Source organism: Burkholderia sp. BCC0405, from assembly GCF_902833075.1.
In the GTDB taxonomy this organism is placed as follows: Bacteria; Pseudomonadota; Gammaproteobacteria; order Burkholderiales; family Burkholderiaceae; genus Burkholderia.
The window spans coordinates 20,881-39,278 of record NZ_CADFEO010000033.1; the positions used below are offsets into that span (position 1 = coordinate 20,881).

An 18,398-nucleotide genomic window follows, 5' to 3' on the forward strand; every position below is an offset into this window, starting at 1 on the left:
TGGCCCTCACGCGGCGTGTGCCGCGCCCGCCTCATACGACGGCTTGCCGCCCGCGTGCACGGCGCGGCCCGCACCCGAATGCGGACGCATCGGCCAGTACAGCAGGTCGGCGGCAATCTGCCGGTAGTCGCGCGCGGCAGCCGACGACGGGAACGCGTCGACCACGACACGCATCAGCTCGCGTGCGTGCTCGACGAGCGGATCGGCGCTCACGCAGCCCGCGTCGGCGATCGACACCGTCAGGTAGCGGCTCGCGACGCCCGCGAGGTTGTCGAACGCGACCTTCGCGTCCGCGTGGCTGCCGACGTGATTGGTCAGCACGCGGAACTGCGCGAGCGCATGCGCGAAATGCAGCCGCTTCATGCACGCGTACGCCTCGGTGATCGCCTGCGCGGCGACCCGCGTGACGATCAGCACGTCGTGCGCTTCACGTGCGAGCGTCGAGAACGAACCGTCGGCGCCGAGCTGCGCGTCGACGAGGACGATGTCGGCCGGCCCGTCGATGAAATCGCTCAGTTGCGCATCGGTGTAGCCGGTGCGTGCGAGCCGCGCCGCGCCGCACAGGCCGAAGCCGGCCGCGACCCGCGTGCGTTCGCCGTCGCGCAGCCACGCGCCCGCCAGCGTCGCGCTGGCCGAATGCACGTCGGCACGCTCGTCGACGACGAGCACATCCTTGCCGAGCGACGCGAGCGCCGCCGCCAGGTTCACGACGGTGGACGTGCAGCCGACACCCGCCGGCCCGCCCGTCACCGCGACGATGCGCGACGCGCGCCCGGCCAGCAGGCGCCGCAGCCCTTCGGCCTGGTCGATGTTTCGTTTATCCAAATCGCACCTCGTGCAGCTCGGCGGTGGAACGTGCGGTCAGTGCGGAGAGCAGCGTCGGCATGTCCTCGTCTTGCGGCACGAAGGGCGAGCCGTCGCGCGGTACACAGAACGCGCTCTTCAGCAGGAATTTGGTCGACGCGACGTACAGGTTCTCCGGCACCTTCTGGCCGGTCGACACGTAATGGATCGGCAGCTTGTAGCGGATCACCGTGTCGAGCACGCCGCCGAGGTGGGTCGCCTCGTCGAGCTTCGTGAGGATGCAGCCGGCCAGGTCCGGATGCTCGCCCGCGCTGCGGTACGCCTGCACGACTTCGTTGAGCGTGTCGCCGTGGCTCGTCGCGTTGAGCAGCAGCAGGCGCTGCACCGGCGCGTTCGCCCCGTGCAGCATCGCGATCTGGTCGGATACCGCGCGGTCGCGCTGGCTCATGCCGATCGTGTCGATCAGCACGATGTGCTTGTTGCGCAGCTCGGACAGCGCGAGCGCGAGGTCGCCCGCATCCTTCACCGCGTGCACGGGCACGCCGAGGATCTTGCCGAAGATGCGCAGCTGCTCGTGGCCGCCGATCCGGTAGCTGTCGGTGGTCAGCAGCGCGACCTTGCTCGCGCCGAAGCGCATCACGCAGCGTGCGGCCAGCTTCGCGGTGGTGGTCGTCTTGCCGACGCCCGTCGGCCCCATCAGCGCGAACACGCCGCCGCGCTCCATCAGCGCATCCTCGCTTTCGAGCACCGGCAGGTTCGACGCGAGCACCGACTGCGCCCATGCGGCGGCCTGTTCGAAGGTCTGCGCGCCGTCGCCGGCCGGCATGTTGTCGACCAGCATCCGCACGAGCTGCGCGGAGAAACCGGCCGCGAACAGGTGCTTCGTCAGCGCGCCATGCACGGCGCTGCGGCGCTGGCGGTCGTGCCACAACAGGCTGTCGAACTGTTCTTCCATCATCCCGCGCAGTTCGCCGAGCTCCTGCATCACCGTATCGTTGACGATCCGCTCGATGCGCGACTTCACTGCGTCGGCCACCGCGGCCGCGGTGTCGGCGGACAGGCGCGTGCGCTCGGCCGCCTTCGCGGCATACGCCGCGCTCGCGCTCGTGTCGCGCGCGCGGGCGGCGGCGGCCGGCATCCGGCGTTCGGCGTCGCGCACGATGTCGCGCGCCCAGTCGGGCGGCGTCGCGCTCGCGGCGGCCTGCGGGGCAGGCGCGCTCGCCTGCGGCGCGGCGGGCGCCGCCTGCGCACGCGCCATCAGCGCGTCGCGCTGTTGCGTCAGGCGCTTCGCGTGCTCGACGAGCCACGGTGCGGGTTCAGAGGCCGCGGCCGGGGCGGCCGAAAGCGGCGCTGCCGCAGCCGGCGCGTCGTCCTCGATCGCCGACGGTTGCGCCGCCGCGTCGTCTGCCTCGGCGCTGGCGCCGAACACCGACGAGAACACGTCCGGCAGCCCGCCTTCGCCTGCCGCATACGGATTGACCGTCGGGCGCGCGAGCGCCGCACCCGGGCGCGACACGATGCCCGGCACAGCGGCGGCCGGCACGGATTCCGGCACGCGCGGCGCGGCGCTGCGCGGGCGCGCCGCAGCCGGCGGCGTCACGGCGGCCAGGTCCGAATCTGCAAGCGCAACGATTTCCACGCTGCCGTCATCGAGCGTGCGGTTCGACAGCACGACCGCGTCGGCGCCGAGCGCCTCGCGCACGAGACGAAGTGCGTCGCGGCTCGTTGCGCCGGTGAATTTGCGAATGTTCAAGCGGAACCCCCGATGACGTTAACGACTTTGATCGTGCGTGTGTCCGGCACTTCGGCGTACGACAGCACTTTCAATTGCGGCAGGCTGCGGCGCAGGAAACGCGCGAGCATCGCGCGCAGCGCGTGCTGCACCAGCAGCACGGGCGGCAGCCCGAGATTCTGTTGACGCAGCATCGCCTGTTGCGTGCCGGTCAGAAGGTTGTGCGCGAGGCCGGGTTCGAGGCCCGGGTTCGCGCCGGTGGCGAGCGCCTGCGACAGCACGCGCTCGAGATTCGAGTCGAGGCCCATCACCTGCATCTCGCCTGCGCCCGGATACCACTGCTGCGTGATCGCGCGGCCGAGCGCCAGCCGCACGGCGGCCGTGATCTCGAACGCATCGCCGCGGCCCGCGTGTTCGGACACGGCCTCGAGGATCGTGCGCATGTCGCGGATCGGCACGCCTTCCTCGAGCAGGTTCTGCAGCACCTTCTGCAGCGTCGTCAGCGAGATCGTCTTCGGGATGAGGTCCTCGACGAGCGACGGCGCGTCCTTGCCGGTGCGCTCGACGAGCGACTGCACTTCCTGGCGGCCGAGCAGCTCGGCTGCGTGCTGGACGACCAGATGATTCAGGTGCGTCGCGACGACCGTGCTCGCGTCGACCACCGTGTAGCCGTACACCTGCGCCTGTTCGCGCATCGCGACGTCGATCCACACGGCCGGCAGCCCGAACGCGGGATCCTGCGTGACGGCGCCCGGCAGCGCGGCCGTCACCTGGCCGGGGTTGATCGCGAGCCACTGGCCCGGGAACACTTCGCCGACGCCGATCTCGACGCCCTTCAGCGCGATCCGGTACGCGTTCGGCCGCAGCTCGAGGTTGTCGCGGATATGGATCACCGGCGGCAGGAAGCCGATTTCCTGCGCGAATTTCTTGCGGATGCTCTTGATGCGCTTGAGCAGTTCGCCGTCGCTGTTCTTGTCGACGAGCGGGATCAGCCGGTAACCGACTTCCAGCCCGAGCGGGTCGATCAGCTGCACGTCGTCCCAGGTCGCCTCATGGCTGTCCGACGGCAGCGCCGCGGGCGGCGCGATGTCGGTCAGGTCGCCGGCCGCCTTGCGGGCCGCCGCGCGCTTGGTCTGCGTGCGGGCCAGCCAGATCGCGCCGCCGCCGAGCGCGAGGAACGCGAAGTGTGGCATGCCGGGGATCAGCCCCATCAGCCCGATGATCGCGCCGGTGATGTTCAGCACGCGCGGGTTCGTGAACAGCTGGCCGGTGATCTGCGTGCCGATGTCCTCGTCGGTCGCGACGCGCGACACGATCACGCCCGCCGCGGTCGAGATCACGAGCGACGGGATCTGCGCGACGAGGCCGTCGCCGATCGTCAGCAGCGTGTAGTTCGTGCCGGCCGCGGCGAACGTCATGTCGTGCTGGACCATCCCGACGATCAGCCCGCCGATCACGTTGATCGCCATGATGATCAGGCCGGCGATCGCGTCGCCGCGCACGAACTTCGACGCGCCGTCCATCGACCCGTAGAACTCGGCTTCCTGCGACACGGCCAGGCGGCGCTTGCGGGCCTGCTCTTCGTTGATGAGGCCCGCGTTCAGGTCGGCGTCGATCGCCATCTGCTTGCCGGGCATCGCATCGAGCGTGAAGCGCGCGGACACTTCGGCGATCCGCCCCGCGCCCTTCGTGATCACCATGAAGTTGATGATCATCAGGATCACGAACACGACGATACCGACCGCGAAGTTGCCGCCGACGAGGAAGTGGCCGAATGCCTCGATCACCTGGCCGGCCGCGTCCGGGCCCGTGTGGCCTTCGAGCAGCACGACGCGCGTCGACGCGACGTTCAGCGACAGGCGCAGCAGCGTCGAGAACAGCAGCACGCTCGGGAACGCCGCGAAGTCGAGCGGCTTCATCGTGTACATGCTGACGAGCAGCACCATCACGGACAGCGCGATGTTGAACGTGAACAGCAGATCCAGCAGCAGCGGGGGCAGCGGCAGGATCATCATCCCCAGGATCATGCAGATGAGGATCGGGCCCGCGAGCGCGCGCAGGTTGGTGCCCGCGAACGGGTTCGGGCGCTTCGCGAACAGGCCGGTCGGGGTGCTCATGCCGCACCTGCCTTGCCGAGCGTGTCTTCGGCTTCCTCGCGTTCGTCTTCGGCGGGCACCGACGCGCCCTTGTCGAGGTCGGCCGGCACCGCCAGATCGACCGGCGCCGCCGGGAACGCGCCGCCTTCCGAACGGAAGCGCTTGAGCTGGTAGACCCACGCGAGCACTTCGGCGACGGCCGAGTACAGCGAGCCGGGAATCTCGCGTTCGAGTTCGACGTTGTGATACAGCGCACGCGCGAGCGGCGGCGCTTCGAGCAGCGGCACGTTGTGCTCGGCCGCGAGTTCGCGGATGCGCGCGGCGACGAGGTTCACGCCCTTCGCGACGACCTTCGGCGCGCGCATCTCGCCGTCCGTGTATTGCAGCGCGACGGCGAAGTGCGTCGGGTTCGTCACGACCACGTCGGCCTTCGGCACGGCCGCCATCATCCGGCGGCGCGCGATCGCGCGCTGCTGCTGGCGGATGCGCCCCTTCACGTGCGGATCGCCTTCGTTCTCGCGATGCTCGCGCTTCACTTCTTCCTTCGTCATGCGCAACTTCTTGTTGTACTGCCAGATTTGGTAAGGCACATCGAGTGCGGCGACCACCAGCATCCCGGCGACCGTCGTGCCGCAGCACACGGCGACCAGGTGCAGCGCATCGGGCAGCGCCGCGCCGAGCGGCTGCGTCGCGAGGCCGAGCAGCTCGTCCTTGCTGCGCCAGATCGCGATGCCGCCGATCCCGCCGACGACCAGCGTCTTCGCGAGCGACATCCCGAGCTGGATCGGCCCCTGGATCGAGAAGATCCGGCCGAGGCCCGAGATCGGGTTGAGGCGGTCGAACTTCAGCTCGAAGGTCTTCGACGAGATCAGCCAGCCGCCGAGCGCCATCGGCGCGAGCAGCGCGGCGACGCCGGTGAGCGCGAGGATCGGCAGCAGCGCGGCGAAGCCTTCGAAGCTCGCGCTGCCGGCCGCCGACAGCATCCGGTTCGTGTCGAACGCGGTCGCGCGATCGAACGTGAACGCGCCGCGCAGCATCGCCTGCAGATGCCCGCCCGACGGGCCCGCGAGCAGCCAGGCGCCATAGAACCCGGCCGCGAGCAGCGCGAACGAAGCCAGCTCGCGCGAACGCGCGACCTGCCCCTCCTCGCGCGCCTTCTCGCGGCGCCTGGGAGTGGCGGCTTCGGTCTTGTCGAGATCGCTCTCGTCTGCCACGTGGCCTCCAGTCGGGTACGGCGGAATGCCGCTTTCCAGTGACACCGATTATTCATGGAGGCGTCAAACGCCGATCGGTCGAGCAAAGCCGGGAAAGGGGGGTATTTCGGGGAATCGGGCGAGCCGGCGCGAACGGGCCTGGAAGGGGGACGGAACGGTGTGCGGCGCGGCCGGACAACGTGTCGATCGGTGCGATCGCGGGGGTCGGCTCCGGACGGAGCGGCGACGGCGTGAAGCGGGGAAAAGGCGCGGAAAGGGAGAGTCGGTGAAACGGCTTGGCGGGTGCGAACCGTGCCCCGACGCGACGGCGTCGCGCGTCGGGGCAGGCGTCGGTCAGGCTGCCGCGACCGGATCCTCGCCGAAGCGGTTCGGACCTTCGGTGCCGCGCGAGCACATCCACACGAGCAGCAGGATGCCGCCGACGATCGGAATCAGCGCGAGCAGCAGAAACCAGCCCGAGCGGCCCGTATCGTGCAGCCGGCGCACGCTGACCGCGATGCTCGGAATGATCAGCGCCAGCGAAACCAGGCAGATCACGGCGAGCAGCAGCAGCGTGATCAGGCCCGCGTCGCGGCCCACCGCGCCGATGATCTGCGCGGCGATCGACAGCGCACAGGTCAGCAGCGCGAAATACCAGTATTCGGCACGGCGCGCACGGCCTTCGAATGTCGCGTATTTATTGAGTACGGAACGAACGGCTTCTGAAAAATTCATCTTATTACCCTCCTGTTTTATATAGACGACCCCGGAAACAACGCCGGCATTATATGTTTGAATTTCGGCGGACTCCATCTGTTTTTACATACCGGGTAGTGCGCGCACCCGGCCGCATCGCCGCCAGAACGCCGCCCACACGGCACGGGAACGGCTGCAACAGCGGAATGCGACACCGTCGACTTGCATGCCGCGTCATTTCAATAATCCTGAATACCTGACAGAAACTGAAGCCCGGGATAATCCGGCATTTGATTACATCAAAATGAAATCCGGGTGCGATCGATAATCGGCAAAAGTGTGCCGTATTCGATTAACCGGCCGGCATTACGCAGATGTGCAAAGCGCGCGACCCTTCGCCATTCCCGATTCCGGTCGAACCGCACCCTGCTCCGTCTTCCGCTGGTTCCGCGGCTGTCGCGCGCCTGCGCGCTGACAGCCGGCTGCGCCGCCCGGCGCACGGACGCCTGACGCGCCGCACCCCGGCACGATCGCCCTACACCATGCGTGGAACGGATCGACGCAAACCCTGCGCGCGCAGCCCGCGCGCGGCGGCGCGCCGGTCGAACCCGTCGTGCCGCGCCCCGCGTCCGGATAAAAAAAGGGGGCGACCGCTCGCCCCCTTGTTCCTGCGTCCCGCCGTGCCGCGTCAGAACGCGACGAAAGGCGCCGCGCCGCCGCTCGCGGTGTTGTCCATCCCGAAGTAGATCGTCTTGCCGTAGAAATGCGGCATCCCGATGTCGAGCCAGCTGGACGAACCGAACGGACCCGCGATGTCGTTGAACGCGAACGTCGACGGGTTCGAGAACAGCGAATCCGCATTCGTGACGGGCATCGATACCGTGCCGCTCACGCCGTTCTGGCCGGTCAGCGTCGCCGAATAGGTGGTCGACGCCGGCGGGCAGTAGAACTGCGTGTTCTTCGAACAGACCGTCTGCGACGAATCGTTGAAGAAGTACGCATTCGAACCCGTATCGAAGAACGCAGTCATGTTGCGCCCGAGGAACGCCGCGTTGACGTCGCCCGCCGTGGTCGACGTCATCACGGTCTTCCCGGTCAGGTCGGGCAGGCCGAACGTCAGCGTCCCGGTTGCGCTCGCCTGTCCGTTACTCGAGATGGTCGGCATGCTCACGCTCACCCCGCTGCTGTCGGCGAAATGATGCACGGGGTTGGCCACCTGCTGCGCCACCGGCACGAGCGCAATCGTGCAGTTCGCGTTGTCGCCGTTCGGGCACGCGTAGTAGTTGTTGTTCGTCGACGTGGACGTCGCGCAGGTCGTACCGCAGTCGACCGGCGCCGGCCCGATGCCGAGGATCCCGTTCGCGCCGAGCGCGCTCGCCGTGTTGGCCGACGCGCCGCCGTTCGTGCACGAGCTCGGCACGTTCGTCGTGCCGAGGTCGCCGATGATCTGCACGGGCAGCGAGCTCGCCTGCTCGGAGCCGATCGACAGGTCGACCGTGCGCACCGAACCCCACGTATAGCTCGACACGAACTTGCCGCACTCGGCGACCGGCGCGCCGCCGCTCGTCACCTGCGGGAGGCTGCCAAGCACGCCCGACACGGCGCTGCCGACGAGCCGCAGCCCGTAGGACGCGGTATCGACAAGCACGTTGGTGACCACCTGGCAGTTCGACGTGCCCGGCGCACAGACCTTCAGGCTGATGGTCGGGATGTTGATCACGTTCGCGACGCCGGCGTTGACGGTGATGACGGCCGTGTTCCCGGAATTGCCGTCCGAGCCGCCGTTACCGTTGTTGCCGTTGCTGCCCGAACTGCTGCCGCCACCGTCGCCGCCGCCGCATGCCGTCACGAGGACGGCCGTCGCCGCCGCGAGGCCCAGCACGCCGAGCCAGCGCTTGAATGTACGAGGAATTCTCAAGATCGCTCTCCCGCTGTCACTGGATGTCGGTGCCGGTCAGGCCGGCAGGCAGCGCCGCCGGCAGCCACGCCTGGCCCGAGAAGGCGCCCATGTGGCCGCCGGTCCGGATCACGAGGCCGCTCGTGTCGACGGACACGGGCGCGCGCCAGCCGCGCGCCTTGTGTGCCGCCTGGACGCCTGCGGTGTACTGCGGGAAATAGCTGCCGAGCAGCGAGGCGAGATCCGGCATCGTCGGCCCTTGCCACGCGAGGCCGAACACGCTGCCGGCCGCCGACGTGTATTCGTGGATGACGGTGCCCGATCCGAGCGTGATCTCGCGGACGGTATAGGCGGCCGTGCTCGTCTGCACGCCGTCTGCCGAACGCATTGCGCGCTGCAATGCGCGCACGGTTGCGGCCTGATCGTCCGCCGGCGGCGACATCGGCGCGCCGCCCAGTTCCGCGTATGCGTGGACGCTCCACAGCACACCCATTGCAGCCGTCGCATGCGCGACAGCCCAGCCCAAGCGTTTCAGCTTCACGTTCCCCCCCAAGGGACTGGCTTCGTTGCCAGTCGCGCGGCCATCGGGCCCGCGCCACCTGCCAACAGATGAAATCGTACGAATGACACTACGTTGCTACTGATGCGTAGTATGCCTGCTGAGGGTGTCGAAGTGTCAATTTGACGCAGGACCGCCCTGGGCCTCGGTGCGGCGGGCGCGGAAAGCAGTATGGGGAACGCGGCCGGGTCAGAAGCCCAGGCTGGCGAGCAGGTCGTCGACCTGCCCCTGGTCCTGGACCACGTCGGTCTTGCCTTCCGGCGCGATCTGCGGGCCGTTCAGCAGCGACTCGGGGCTGCCGGTCGAACTCATCTGCTCGGCCGCGAACGCAGCCGCGGTGGCCGCGAACTGCTCGCGCCGCTCAGGCGCGATGTTCTCGACGAGCACGGTGAGCAGTTGCTGTTCGATCAGGTAGACCATGTCCATGATCTTCTTGATCACCTGCCCGGTCAGGTCCTGAAAATCCTGCGCGAGCATGATCTCGAGCAGTTGCGCGCTGGTCGCCGACGTCGATTCGGGCAGCGTGCGCAGGAACGTGCGCGTATCGTCCATCAGCGCGCGCACTTCCGCGTGCTCGATCGGTGCCGCGTACCACTGCGCCCAGCGCGCGTCGAGCGCCTCGGCCTCGTTCTGGATGCGCGCCTGCATCGGCTTCGCGACCTCGATCGCGTTCAGCACGCGCACGGCGGCCTGCTCGGTCATCGTCGCGACGTAGCGCAGCCGGTCGCGCGCATCGGGTACGGCTTCCGCCGCCCGCTCGACGTGCTTGTCGAGCCCGAGCTCGCGCATCGAATCGCGCAGCGTGCGTGTGACATGGCCGATACGCGCGAGGATGCGGTCGCTCGCGAAACCGGCGCCTTCGGCGTGGCCGTCGGCGCTGAACCCCGCACCCGTCAGCGCGGCATGAGTCGGCTCGTTCACGTCAGCTCCCGGCCTTCGCCATCTTGTCGATGATCTTGTTCAGCTTCTCGTCGAGCGTCGCCGCCGTGAACGGTTTCACGACGTAGCCGCTCGCGCCGGCCTGCGCGGCCGCGATGATGTTCTCCTTCTTCGACTCGGCCGTGACCATCAGCACCGGCAGGTGCGTGAGCGTCGCGTCCGCGCGGATTTCCTTCAGCATCGCGAGGCCGTCGAGGTTCGGCATGTTCCAGTCGGAGATCACGAAGTCGAAACCGCCGCCGCGCAGCCGCGCAAGGCCGGCCGCGCCGTCCTCGGCCTCGTCGACGTTCGAGTAGCCCAGTTCCTTGAGCAGGTTGCGGACGATCCGGCGCATCGTCGGGAAATCGTCCACCACCAGGATTTTCATGCTCTTGTCCATCGTCGTTCCTTTCCAGATTCGTTTCCGTCGGGACGCGTATCGTGGCACGCGCCCCGTGACATTCCATTCAAACGCGCTGCACGCGGTCGCCCATCGTCGCCAGGCGCGCCATCACGCGGCGGCTCATCTCGGCGAGCGACACGATCTCGTCCGCGCCGCCCAGCGCGATCGCCTCGCGCGGCATCCCGAACACGATGCAGCTCGCTTCATCCTGCGCGAACGTGTGAGCGCCCGAGCGTTTCATTTCCAGCAGGCCGGCCGCGCCGTCGCGGCCCATCCCGGTCAGGATCACCCCGATCGCGTTCTTGCCCGCGTGCGTCGCCGCCGATCGGAACAGCACGTCGACCGACGGGCGGTGCCGGTTCACCGGCGGCTCGTCCGACAGTTGCGCAATATAGTTCGCCCCGCTTCTCGCAAGCAACAGGTGCGCGTGGCCCGGCGCGATATACGCGTGGCCCGGCAGCACGCGCTCGCCGTGCTCCGCCTCCTTCACCGCGATCCGGCACAGGCCGTTCAGCCGCTGCGCGAACGACTTCGTGAAGCCGGGCGGCATGTGCTGCGCGATCAGCACGGCCGGCGCATCCGGCGGCAGCGGCGTCAGCACTTCGCGGATCGCCTCGGTGCCGCCCGTCGACGCGCCGATGATGATCAGCTTCTCGGTACTGACGAGCGGGTTGTTGATCATCGGCGCGGCCGGGTGGCTGTCCGCCGCGCGCGCGACGGCCTGCGGCTGCGGCGCCTGGCGCACGCGCGCACGCGACGCCGCGCGGATCTTGTCGGCGAGCTTTTCCGCATAGTCGAGCATCCCGTCGCGAATCCCGACGCGCGGCTTCGTGACGAAATCGACGGCGCCGAGTTCGAGCGCGCGCAGCGTGATTTCCGAGCCGCGCTCGGTCAGCGACGACACCATCACGACCGGCATCGGCCGCAGGCGCATCAGCTTCTCGAGGAAGTCGAGCCCGTCCATGCGCGGCATTTCGACGTCGAGCGTGAGCACGTCGGGGTTGTGCTGCTTGATGAGCTCGCGCGCGACGAGCGGATCGGGCGCGGTCGCGACCACCGTCATGTCGGGCTGGCTGTTGATGATCTCGGTCATCAGGCTGCGGATCAGCGCCGAATCGTCGACGCACAACACTTTGATCTTCTGCACTGCGGTCATGCCTCCTGCTTTCTTGATAGGTTCGCCGCCCGCACGCCGCCGGCCGGCGCCGCGCTGCGCGCCCCGAACAGCTCGATGCGCGGCCGCGCCGGCTGCGGCGGGGCCGGGCGCTTCGCCGCGAACAGCTCGACCTGCGGACGCGGCCGTGCGGCGCGGGCGCGATCGGCCTCGCGGGCGAGCGCGGCTTCGCGCTCGGTGACGCCCGGCACCTGCAGCCGCAGCTTCTTCACCATCGCGCGCCCGCTGTTCGCCATGAACGCGACCTTGCGCGGGTGCACGCCCTGCAGGTCTTCCGCCGTGATGCGGATGCGTTCGAGCGCCAGGTAGCGGCGCACGAAATCCGCGTTGCGGTCGCCGATGTTGATCGTCGTCATCCCGGCCAGCACGGCGGCGCCCCCGAACACCTTCGCCTCGAAGCGTTCGCGGCGCCCGCCGGCCTTGATCATCTCGTTGATCAGCACTTCCATCGCATACGCACCGTAGCGCATCGATTCCGACGCGGCTGCGCCCGGATCCGCGCCGTCGTCGGGCAACATGAAGTGGTTCATCCCGCCGATGCCCGCGTACGGGTCGTGCAGGCACGCGGCGACGCACGAGCCGAGCACGGTCATCAGCACCATGTCCTCGGACGTCGTGTAGAACTCGTTCGGCAACAGCTTCACGCCGGGACGGCCGAAGTGGTTGTCGAAGTAGCGATTGGTTGCGATCGGCAGGGCGCTCATCCGCGCTCTCCAAAGGCGGGCGCGGCGCCCGCGGCCCGCGCACGCACCGGCGACGGCATCGCGGGCGCCTGCGCGCCACGCGGCCGCGCGCCCAGTGCGGCGTCGCGGGTCAGTTCATACACCGTCTGCCCGCGCAGCCGGAACGCCTGCGTGACATACGTGAAATTTTCCGAATGGCCGGCGAACAGCAGCCCGCCCGGCTTGACCAGCGGCTCGAAGCGCGACAGCACCTGCCCCTGGGTCGGCTTGTCGAAATAGATCATCACGTTGCGGCAGAAGATCGCGTCGAACGGCTTCGCGATCCCGTAGTCCGCATCGGTCAGGTTCAGCTGCTCGAAGCGGATCATCGCGCGCAGCTCGGGGCGCACCTTCACGCGGCCGGACTGCGCTCCCGTGCCCTTCAGGAAGAAGCGCTTCAGCCGCTCGGGCGACAGGTGCTTGACCTGGTCGTACGTGTAGATGCCGGACTCCGCCTTCGCGAGCACCTGCGTGTCGAGATCGGTCGCGAGGATCGACGCGCCGCGCGCGGCCGATTCGCCGAGCGCCTCGATCAGCGTGATCGCGATCGAGTACGGCTCCTCGCCGGTCGACGCCGCCGAGCACCAGACCGATACCGGCGCCGGCCGCCCCTTCACGAAATCCGACAGGATCGGGAAATGGTGCGACTCGCGGAAGAACGCGGTCAGGTTCGTGGTCAGCGCATTGGTGAACGCTTCCCACTCGAGCGGATCGTCTTCCTGCTCGAGCAGGTCGAGGTAGTCGCGGAACGTGTCGAGGCCGCGTGCCCGCAAGCGGCGCGCGAGACGGCTGTACGCCATGTCGCGCTTGTGCTCGGACAGCGAGATTCCCGCGCGTTGATGGATCAGCGCGCGAATGCGTGCGAAATCCGCGCTCGTGAACGCGAAGTCACGCCCCGGCTCGCCCGCGCGAGGCGAGGCATCCGGTACATCGGGTCGAAACGGCGCGCGCGCGTGCGGCATGGTTTAGAAGGTCTCCCAATCATCGTCGGACGTGCCGGCCGTGGCCGCCGCCGGCTTCTCGCCGTTCAGCGCGGGGCGCACGAGCGCGGGCTTCGCGGCCGGCTTGTCGGCCGGCGCGGCGGTTTTCGCGAGACGCGGCCCATAGCCGCCCGCGGCCGTGCCGCGGGAAGCCGGCGCATCCTTGTGCGCGTGCGCGCCCGTATCGGCCGCACGCTTCGGCTCATGGCCCGCTCCCGACGCAGCCGCCGCGGCGGCACGCGGCGCCGACGCGGCGCGCCGTGCCGGTTGTGCGGCAGCCTGCGGGGCCGGCAGCGCGGCGGCCGGCGCCGCATCGAAACGCGGCTCCGACGTCAGCGCCGGCACGGCCGCAGGCTCATGCGCAACCGGCCGCGCGACTCCGCGCGACGGCGCGAGCACGATGCCGCCCGACACGCGCCAGCCCGACACGATCGCCTTCATCTGGCGCGTCTGCTCCTCGAGCGACGCGGCCGCGGCGGCCGCCTGCTCGACGAGCGCCGCGTTCTGCTGCGTGACCGAATCCATCTGGCCAACCGCGCGATTGACCTGCTCGATGCCGGTCGACTGTTCGTCCGACGCGGCGCTGATCTCGCCCATGATGTCGGTCACGCGGCGCACGGCCTGCACGATCTCGTCCATCGTCGAGCCGGCACGCGCGACGAGCGCCGACCCGCTTTCGACCTTCTCGGCCGAATCGCCGATCAGCTGCTTGATTTCCTTCGCGGCGCTCGCGCTGCGCTGCGCGAGCGAGCGCACCTCGCCCGCGACCACCGCGAAGCCGCGGCCCTGTTCGCCCGCGCGGGCAGCTTCGACCGCCGCGTTCAGCGCGAGGATGTTGGTCTGGAACGCGATGCCTTCGATCGTGCCGATGATGTCGACGACCTTGCCCGAGCTCGCCGCGATGTCCTGCATCGTCGACACGACCTGGCCGACCACGTCGCCGCCCTGCGTCGCGATGTCCGATGCGTTCACCGCGAGCTGGCTGGCCTGCCGCGCGTTCTCCGCGTTCTGCCGCACGGTGCCCGTCAGCTGCTCCATGCTCGACGCGGTTTCCTGCAGCGATGCGGCCTGCTCCTCGGTACGCTGCGACAGGTCGATGTTGCCGGTCGCGATCTCGCGCGCGCCGACGTCGATCGATTCGGTGCCGCGATGCACGGCCTGCACCATCGTCGTGACGGCGTCCTGCATCCGCTTGATGCCGCCGAACAGGCGGCCGATCTCGTTCGTGCTGAACACGTTCACCGGCTGCGTGAGGTCGCCGCCGGCGATGCGCTCGAAGTGCGCGATCGCGTCCTCGAGCGGCTGCACGATCAGCCCGCGCAGCGCGAAGCGGATCGCGATCACGACGACGAACGCGATCGCGATGCCGGCCGCGATCAGCCCGATCATCAGCGAGATCTGCGATTGCGTCGCGGTCTGGCGATCTTCCGCGCGCTTCTGCAGCGAGGCGACCACCGCCGACGCGGCCTGGTCGTACGCGACGAACAACGGGCTGATCTTGGTATCGGCCACAGCGTGGTACGCGGCCATGTCGCCCGCGCGCGCGGCCGCGAACTCGGGCTCGACGCCTTCCTTCACGATCGTCGTGTAGCGGGTGGTCAGGTCGTCGACGAGCGCCTGCTCGACGCCGAGCTTCGACGTCGACTGGAACGCCTGCCAGTTCTGGTTCGACTTCGCGTACAGCTCCTGCGCGCGATCGAGCACCTTGGCCGCCTCGGCCGTGTTGCCGGCTTCCGTCAGCGAACGGAAGCGGTCGAGCGACACACGCGCACGCAGCAGGTACGACGACGTGTCGTCGAGCGTATGGATCGCCGGCAGGTCGACGTGCGCGATCTCGTCGAGCGAGCGGCTCGCGTGATTCAGCGCGTACAGGCCGAGCCCGCCGACGGCTGCGGCCAGCGCCACCAGGATGAGTCCGACCGCCGTGAGCGTCGTGCGGATCGACCAGTTATGCAACATTGCAGATTCTCCCTAGATTCCTGCGCGCGCGGCGCGCTTACCCGCCGAGCGTCTCGATCAGCGCCATTTCACGGCTCGACATCAGCTTCTCGATGTCCATCAGGATCAGCATCCGGCCGTCGACCGTGCCGAGGCCCGTCAGGTACTCGGTCGTCAGCGTCGCGCCGAATTCCGGCGCCGGCATGATCTGGTCGGTCTGCAGCGTCAGCACGTCCGACACGCCGTCGACCACCATCCCGACCACGCGGTGCGCGACGTTCAGGATGATCACGACGGTCTGGTGGTCGTACTCGACGCGGCCGAGATGGAACTTGATCCGCATGTCGACGATCGGCACGATGATCCCGCGCAGGTTGATCACGCCCTTGATGAATTCCGGCGCGTTCGCGATGCGCGTGACGCTGTCGTAGCCGCGGATTTCCTGCACCTTCAGGATGTCGATCCCGTACTCCTCGTCGCCGAGCGTGAACACGAGGAATTCCTGGCCCGTCGCGTCGCCTTGTTCCGCATCGCGGCGGCTCGTTGCCGCGTTCGCCGCGGCCGGATTGATCATTTGGACTTCAGCAGACACGTTTGCCCCCAATCGGTTGAATGGCGAGTGACATCAGAACATCGCGAGCTCGGCGCCGGCACGGGCGCCGTGCGTCGCACGGGTTTCACGGTTCAGCGCCGCGACGTCGACGATCAACGCGACGCTGCCGTCGCCGAGAATCGTCGCCGCCGAGATGCCGTGCACCTTGCGGTAATTGGTTTCGAGGTTCTTCACGACCACCTGCTGCTGGCCGACCAGCTCGTCGATCAGCATCGCGAAACGGCGCCCCTCGGTTTCCATGATCGTGACGATTCCTTGCGTCGGGTCGGTGCGCGCGTCGTCGACCGAGAACACCTCGTGCAGCGCGACCAACGGCAGGTATTCGCCGCGCACGCGCACCACGCGTTCGCCGTTGCCGACCGTGTAGATGTCGTCGTTCGACGGCTGCAGCGACTCCATCACGAAGTTCAGCGGCAGGATGAAGATCTCGTTGCCGACCTTCACCGACATCCCGTCGAGGATCGCGAGCGTGAGCGGCAGCACGATCCGCGTGGTGGTGCCGCGGCCGGCCTGCGACGAGATCTCGACGTGGCCGCCCATCGACTGGATGTTGCGCTTCACGACGTCCATCCCGACGCCGCGGCCCGACACGTCGGTCACCGTCTCGGCCGTCGAGAAGCCCGGCGCGAAAATCAGTTGCCAGACTTCGTCGTCGCTGATGTTGTCGGACACCTGCATGCCCTGTTTCGCGGCCTTCGCGAGGATTCGCTCGCGGTTCAGGCCCGCGCCGTCGTCGCTCACCTCGATCACGATGTTGCCGCCGTGATGCGCGGCCGACAGCACGAGCTGGCCGACCGCGTCCTTGCCGGCGGCCACGCGCTTGTCGACCGTCTCGATCCCGTGGTCGAGGCTGTTGCGCACGAGGTGGGTCAGCGGATCGATGATCCGTTCGATCAGGCTCTTGTCGAGTTCGGTCGCCTGGCCGAACGTGACGAGCTCGACCTGCTTGCCGAGCTTGCCGGCGAGGTCGCGCACGAGACGCGGGAAGCGGCTGAACACGTAGTCCATCGGCATCATGCGGATCGACATCACGGCTTCCTGCAGGTCGCGCGCGTTGCGCTCGAGTTGCGCCATGCCGTTGAACAGGCGGTCGTGCAGCGCCGGATCGAACGCGCTCGCGGTTTCCGCGAGCATCGCCTGCGTGATCACGAGCTCGCCGACCAGGTTGATCAGCTGATCGACCTTCTCGACGCCGACGCGAATCGAGCTGCCTTCGGCGCCCGATGCGGCAGCGGCGGCCGGGCGGGCGCGCTTGTCGTCGTGATGCGCGGCGGCCTGCGGCGCGTGGTCGGCGTGCGCTTGCTGGGCCGGCTGCTGCGCTTGCGCGGCAGCGGCGGGCGCGGGCGCGGCCGGCGCCGGTGCGGGCGGTTGCGGCGCCGCGGCCTGCGGCGCGAAACCCTCGGCGCGCACCGGTTGCGCGGCGGCGGCCGGTTCTGCCGCCGGTGCCGCGGCTTCCGCTGCGGCAGCCGGCGCGGCCGGCGCCGTGCCGCGCCCGGCGCGGATCTGGCTTTCGTCGATCACGAAGCAGCACACGGCGACGATGTCGTCGGACGGCACGTCCGATTCGACCCACAGCGTCAGGTCGGCGCCGGCTTCCTCGCGGCCCACGATCCGGCCGAGGTTGCCGAGCTCTTCGGTGAGCAGTTCGCGATCCTTCGCATCGACGCCCACGAGCGTGATCTTCAGGTGCGGGCCGCCTTCGCCCGCATCGGCGTCGGCCGCCGGATGCGCGGCCGCGACGGCCTGCTCGATCACGTGGTCGGGCACGCGATCGTCGCTGGCGGCCGGTGCCACGGCCGGTGCAGCCGGTGCGACGGCGACGGCGGCCGGCGCCACGGGCGCAGCCGCGGCGTCAGCCGGCGCACCTGCGCCGCTCTCGGCCTTCAGCCGTTCGAGCTTCGCGCAGATCGTCGCGGCGGCGGCCGCGTCCGGTTCGGCGCTCGCGCGGTAGTCGACGAGCTGGTCGGACAGCACGTCCTTCGTCTCCAGGAACGCGTCGACCATTTCCTTGGTCAGCGTCAGCTCATGGTTGCGCGCGCGGTCGAGCAGCGATTCGAGGATGTGCGTCGTATCGGTCAGCGCGGAAAAGCCGAACGTCGCCGCGCCGCCCTTGATCGAATGCGCGGCGCGGAAGATCGCGGCCAGATCCTCGGGGTCGGGCGAGCCGACGTCGAGGTTCAGCAGCAACTGCTCCATCTGCGCGAGCAGCTCGTCCGCTTCGTCGAAAAATGTCTGGTAGAACTGAGTGATGTCGAGAGTCATGCCCGGTCCCGGGTTGAATGCGTCGCGTGAATGTCAGGAGGCGGCCGGCTCGGACAGCGTCGCGACCAGGTCGACCAGCACGGCGGGGTCGATCGGCTTTTCGATCCAGCCGGTCGCGCCCGCCTCGCGTGCGGCGTCCTTGAACGCGTCGCTGCCTTCCGTCGTCAGCACGAGAATCGGCGTTTCCGTATAGGCGGTCAGCTTGCGCAGCGCGGCGATCACTTCGAGCCCGCTCTTGCGCGGCATGTTCTGGTCGGTCAGCACCAGGTCGTACGGCACGGTGGCCGCCAGGTCGAAGCCGGCCTCGCCGTCCGGCGCCACCGTCACGTCGTAGCCGGCCTGCACGAGCGTTGCCTGCAGCAGCGCACGCATGGTCGCGGAGTCGTCGATGGCGAGAATGGTTCGGATCAT

The 18,398-nt window shown here is 68.8% G+C and carries 16 protein-coding genes; all 16 read right to left on the bottom strand.

Annotated elements, in window-relative coordinates:
• Window positions 1-6: 6 nt before the first annotated feature.
• Window positions 7-825 (bottom strand): MinD/ParA family protein, encoded by an 819-nt coding sequence (locus HWX36_RS34720; protein WP_175958262.1) that lies wholly within the window; start codon window positions 823-825, stop codon window positions 7-9.
• Window positions 818-2,557 (bottom strand): flagellar biosynthesis protein FlhF, encoded by a 1,740-nt coding sequence (gene flhF, locus HWX36_RS34725; RefSeq protein WP_175958263.1) that lies wholly within the window; start codon window positions 2,555-2,557, stop codon window positions 818-820. Before flhF ends, HWX36_RS34720 begins: the two co-directional genes overlap by 8 nt.
• The gene (flhA, locus tag HWX36_RS34730; RefSeq protein WP_175958264.1) at window positions 2,554-4,653 is read right to left on the bottom strand and encodes a flagellar biosynthesis protein FlhA; all 2,100 of its coding nucleotides are present in this window, start codon (window positions 4,651-4,653) and stop codon (window positions 2,554-2,556) included. The genes flhF and flhA overlap by 4 nt, the downstream gene beginning before the upstream one ends.
• Window positions 4,650-5,846: a flagellar biosynthesis protein FlhB gene (gene flhB, locus HWX36_RS34735; protein ID WP_175958265.1), complete on the bottom strand. Its 1,197-nt coding sequence runs from the start codon at window positions 5,844-5,846 to the stop codon at window positions 4,650-4,652. The genes flhA and flhB overlap by 4 nt, the downstream gene beginning before the upstream one ends.
• Window positions 5,847-6,179: 333 nt before the next feature.
• Window positions 6,180-6,560 (bottom strand): DUF805 domain-containing protein, encoded by a 381-nt coding sequence (locus HWX36_RS34740; RefSeq protein ID WP_175958292.1) that lies wholly within the window; start codon window positions 6,558-6,560, stop codon window positions 6,180-6,182.
• 649 nt (window positions 6,561-7,209) lie between these two features.
• Window positions 7,210-8,439: a DUF3443 family protein gene (locus tag HWX36_RS34745; RefSeq protein WP_175958266.1), complete on the bottom strand. Its 1,230-nt coding sequence runs from the start codon at window positions 8,437-8,439 to the stop codon at window positions 7,210-7,212.
• A 16-nt stretch (window positions 8,440-8,455) separates the two neighbouring features.
• Window positions 8,456-8,959, bottom strand: a complete 504-nt coding sequence (locus tag HWX36_RS34750) for a DUF2844 domain-containing protein (RefSeq protein ID WP_175958267.1) — start codon at window positions 8,957-8,959, stop codon at window positions 8,456-8,458.
• 207 nt (window positions 8,960-9,166) lie between these two features.
• Entirely contained in the window at window positions 9,167-9,898 is a 732-nt protein-coding gene (cheZ, locus tag HWX36_RS34755; protein WP_175958268.1) for a protein phosphatase CheZ, read from the bottom strand.
• A gap of 1 nt (window position 9,899) precedes the next feature.
• Window positions 9,900-10,295, bottom strand: a complete 396-nt coding sequence (gene cheY, locus HWX36_RS34760) for a chemotaxis response regulator CheY (RefSeq protein WP_011350601.1) — start codon at window positions 10,293-10,295, stop codon at window positions 9,900-9,902.
• A 67-nt stretch (window positions 10,296-10,362) separates the two neighbouring features.
• A complete protein-coding gene (locus HWX36_RS34765; RefSeq protein ID WP_175958269.1) occupies window positions 10,363-11,454 on the bottom strand; it encodes a chemotaxis response regulator protein-glutamate methylesterase in 1,092 nt (363 codons plus the stop codon).
• Window positions 11,451-12,176, bottom strand: coding sequence for a chemoreceptor glutamine deamidase CheD (gene cheD / locus HWX36_RS34770; protein WP_175958270.1), 726 nt, complete (start codon window positions 12,174-12,176; stop codon window positions 11,451-11,453). The genes HWX36_RS34765 and cheD overlap by 4 nt, the downstream gene beginning before the upstream one ends.
• On the bottom strand, window positions 12,173-13,156 hold the full coding sequence (locus HWX36_RS34775; RefSeq protein WP_175958271.1) for a CheR family methyltransferase: 984 nt from the start codon (window positions 13,154-13,156) through the stop codon (window positions 12,173-12,175). The genes cheD and HWX36_RS34775 overlap by 4 nt, the downstream gene beginning before the upstream one ends.
• Before the next feature lie 3 nt (window positions 13,157-13,159).
• Window positions 13,160-15,133, bottom strand: coding sequence for a methyl-accepting chemotaxis protein (locus HWX36_RS34780; protein ID WP_175958272.1), 1,974 nt, complete (start codon window positions 15,131-15,133; stop codon window positions 13,160-13,162).
• 37 nt (window positions 15,134-15,170) lie between these two features.
• On the bottom strand, window positions 15,171-15,686 hold the full coding sequence (gene cheW / locus HWX36_RS34785) for a chemotaxis protein CheW (protein ID WP_043185043.1): 516 nt from the start codon (window positions 15,684-15,686) through the stop codon (window positions 15,171-15,173).
• Between the two features lie 51 nt (window positions 15,687-15,737).
• A complete protein-coding gene (gene cheA / locus HWX36_RS34790; RefSeq protein ID WP_175958273.1) occupies window positions 15,738-17,987 on the bottom strand; it encodes a chemotaxis protein CheA in 2,250 nt (749 codons plus the stop codon).
• A gap of 33 nt (window positions 17,988-18,020) precedes the next feature.
• Complete coding sequence (locus tag HWX36_RS34795) at window positions 18,021-18,398, bottom strand: response regulator (protein ID WP_175958274.1); 378 nt, start codon at window positions 18,396-18,398, stop codon at window positions 18,021-18,023.

Excerpts from the sequence above, each read along its gene's own strand:
- flhA (WP_175958264.1), bottom strand. The coding sequence starts at position 4,653 with ATGAGCACCCCGACCGGCCTGTTCGCGAAGCGCCCGAACCCGTTCGCG.
- HWX36_RS34740 (WP_175958292.1), bottom strand. The coding sequence starts at position 6,560 with ATGAATTTTTCAGAAGCCGTTCGTTCCGTACTCAATAAATACGCGACA.
- cheY (WP_011350601.1), bottom strand. The coding sequence starts at position 10,295 with ATGGACAAGAGCATGAAAATCCTGGTGGTGGACGATTTCCCGACGATG.
- HWX36_RS34765 (WP_175958269.1), bottom strand. The coding sequence starts at position 11,454 with ATGACCGCAGTGCAGAAGATCAAAGTGTTGTGCGTCGACGATTCGGCG.
- cheD (WP_175958270.1), bottom strand. The coding sequence starts at position 12,176 with ATGAGCGCCCTGCCGATCGCAACCAATCGCTACTTCGACAACCACTTC.
- HWX36_RS34775 (WP_175958271.1), bottom strand. The coding sequence starts at position 13,156 with ATGCCGCACGCGCGCGCGCCGTTTCGACCCGATGTACCGGATGCCTCG.
- HWX36_RS34780 (WP_175958272.1), bottom strand. The coding sequence starts at position 15,133 with ATGTTGCATAACTGGTCGATCCGCACGACGCTCACGGCGGTCGGACTC.
- cheW (WP_043185043.1), bottom strand. The coding sequence starts at position 15,686 with ATGATCAATCCGGCCGCGGCGAACGCGGCAACGAGCCGCCGCGATGCG.
- cheA (WP_175958273.1), bottom strand. The coding sequence starts at position 17,987 with ATGACTCTCGACATCACTCAGTTCTACCAGACATTTTTCGACGAAGCG.
- HWX36_RS34795 (WP_175958274.1), bottom strand. The coding sequence starts at position 18,398 with ATGATCCGAACCATTCTCGCCATCGACGACTCCGCGACCATGCGTGCG.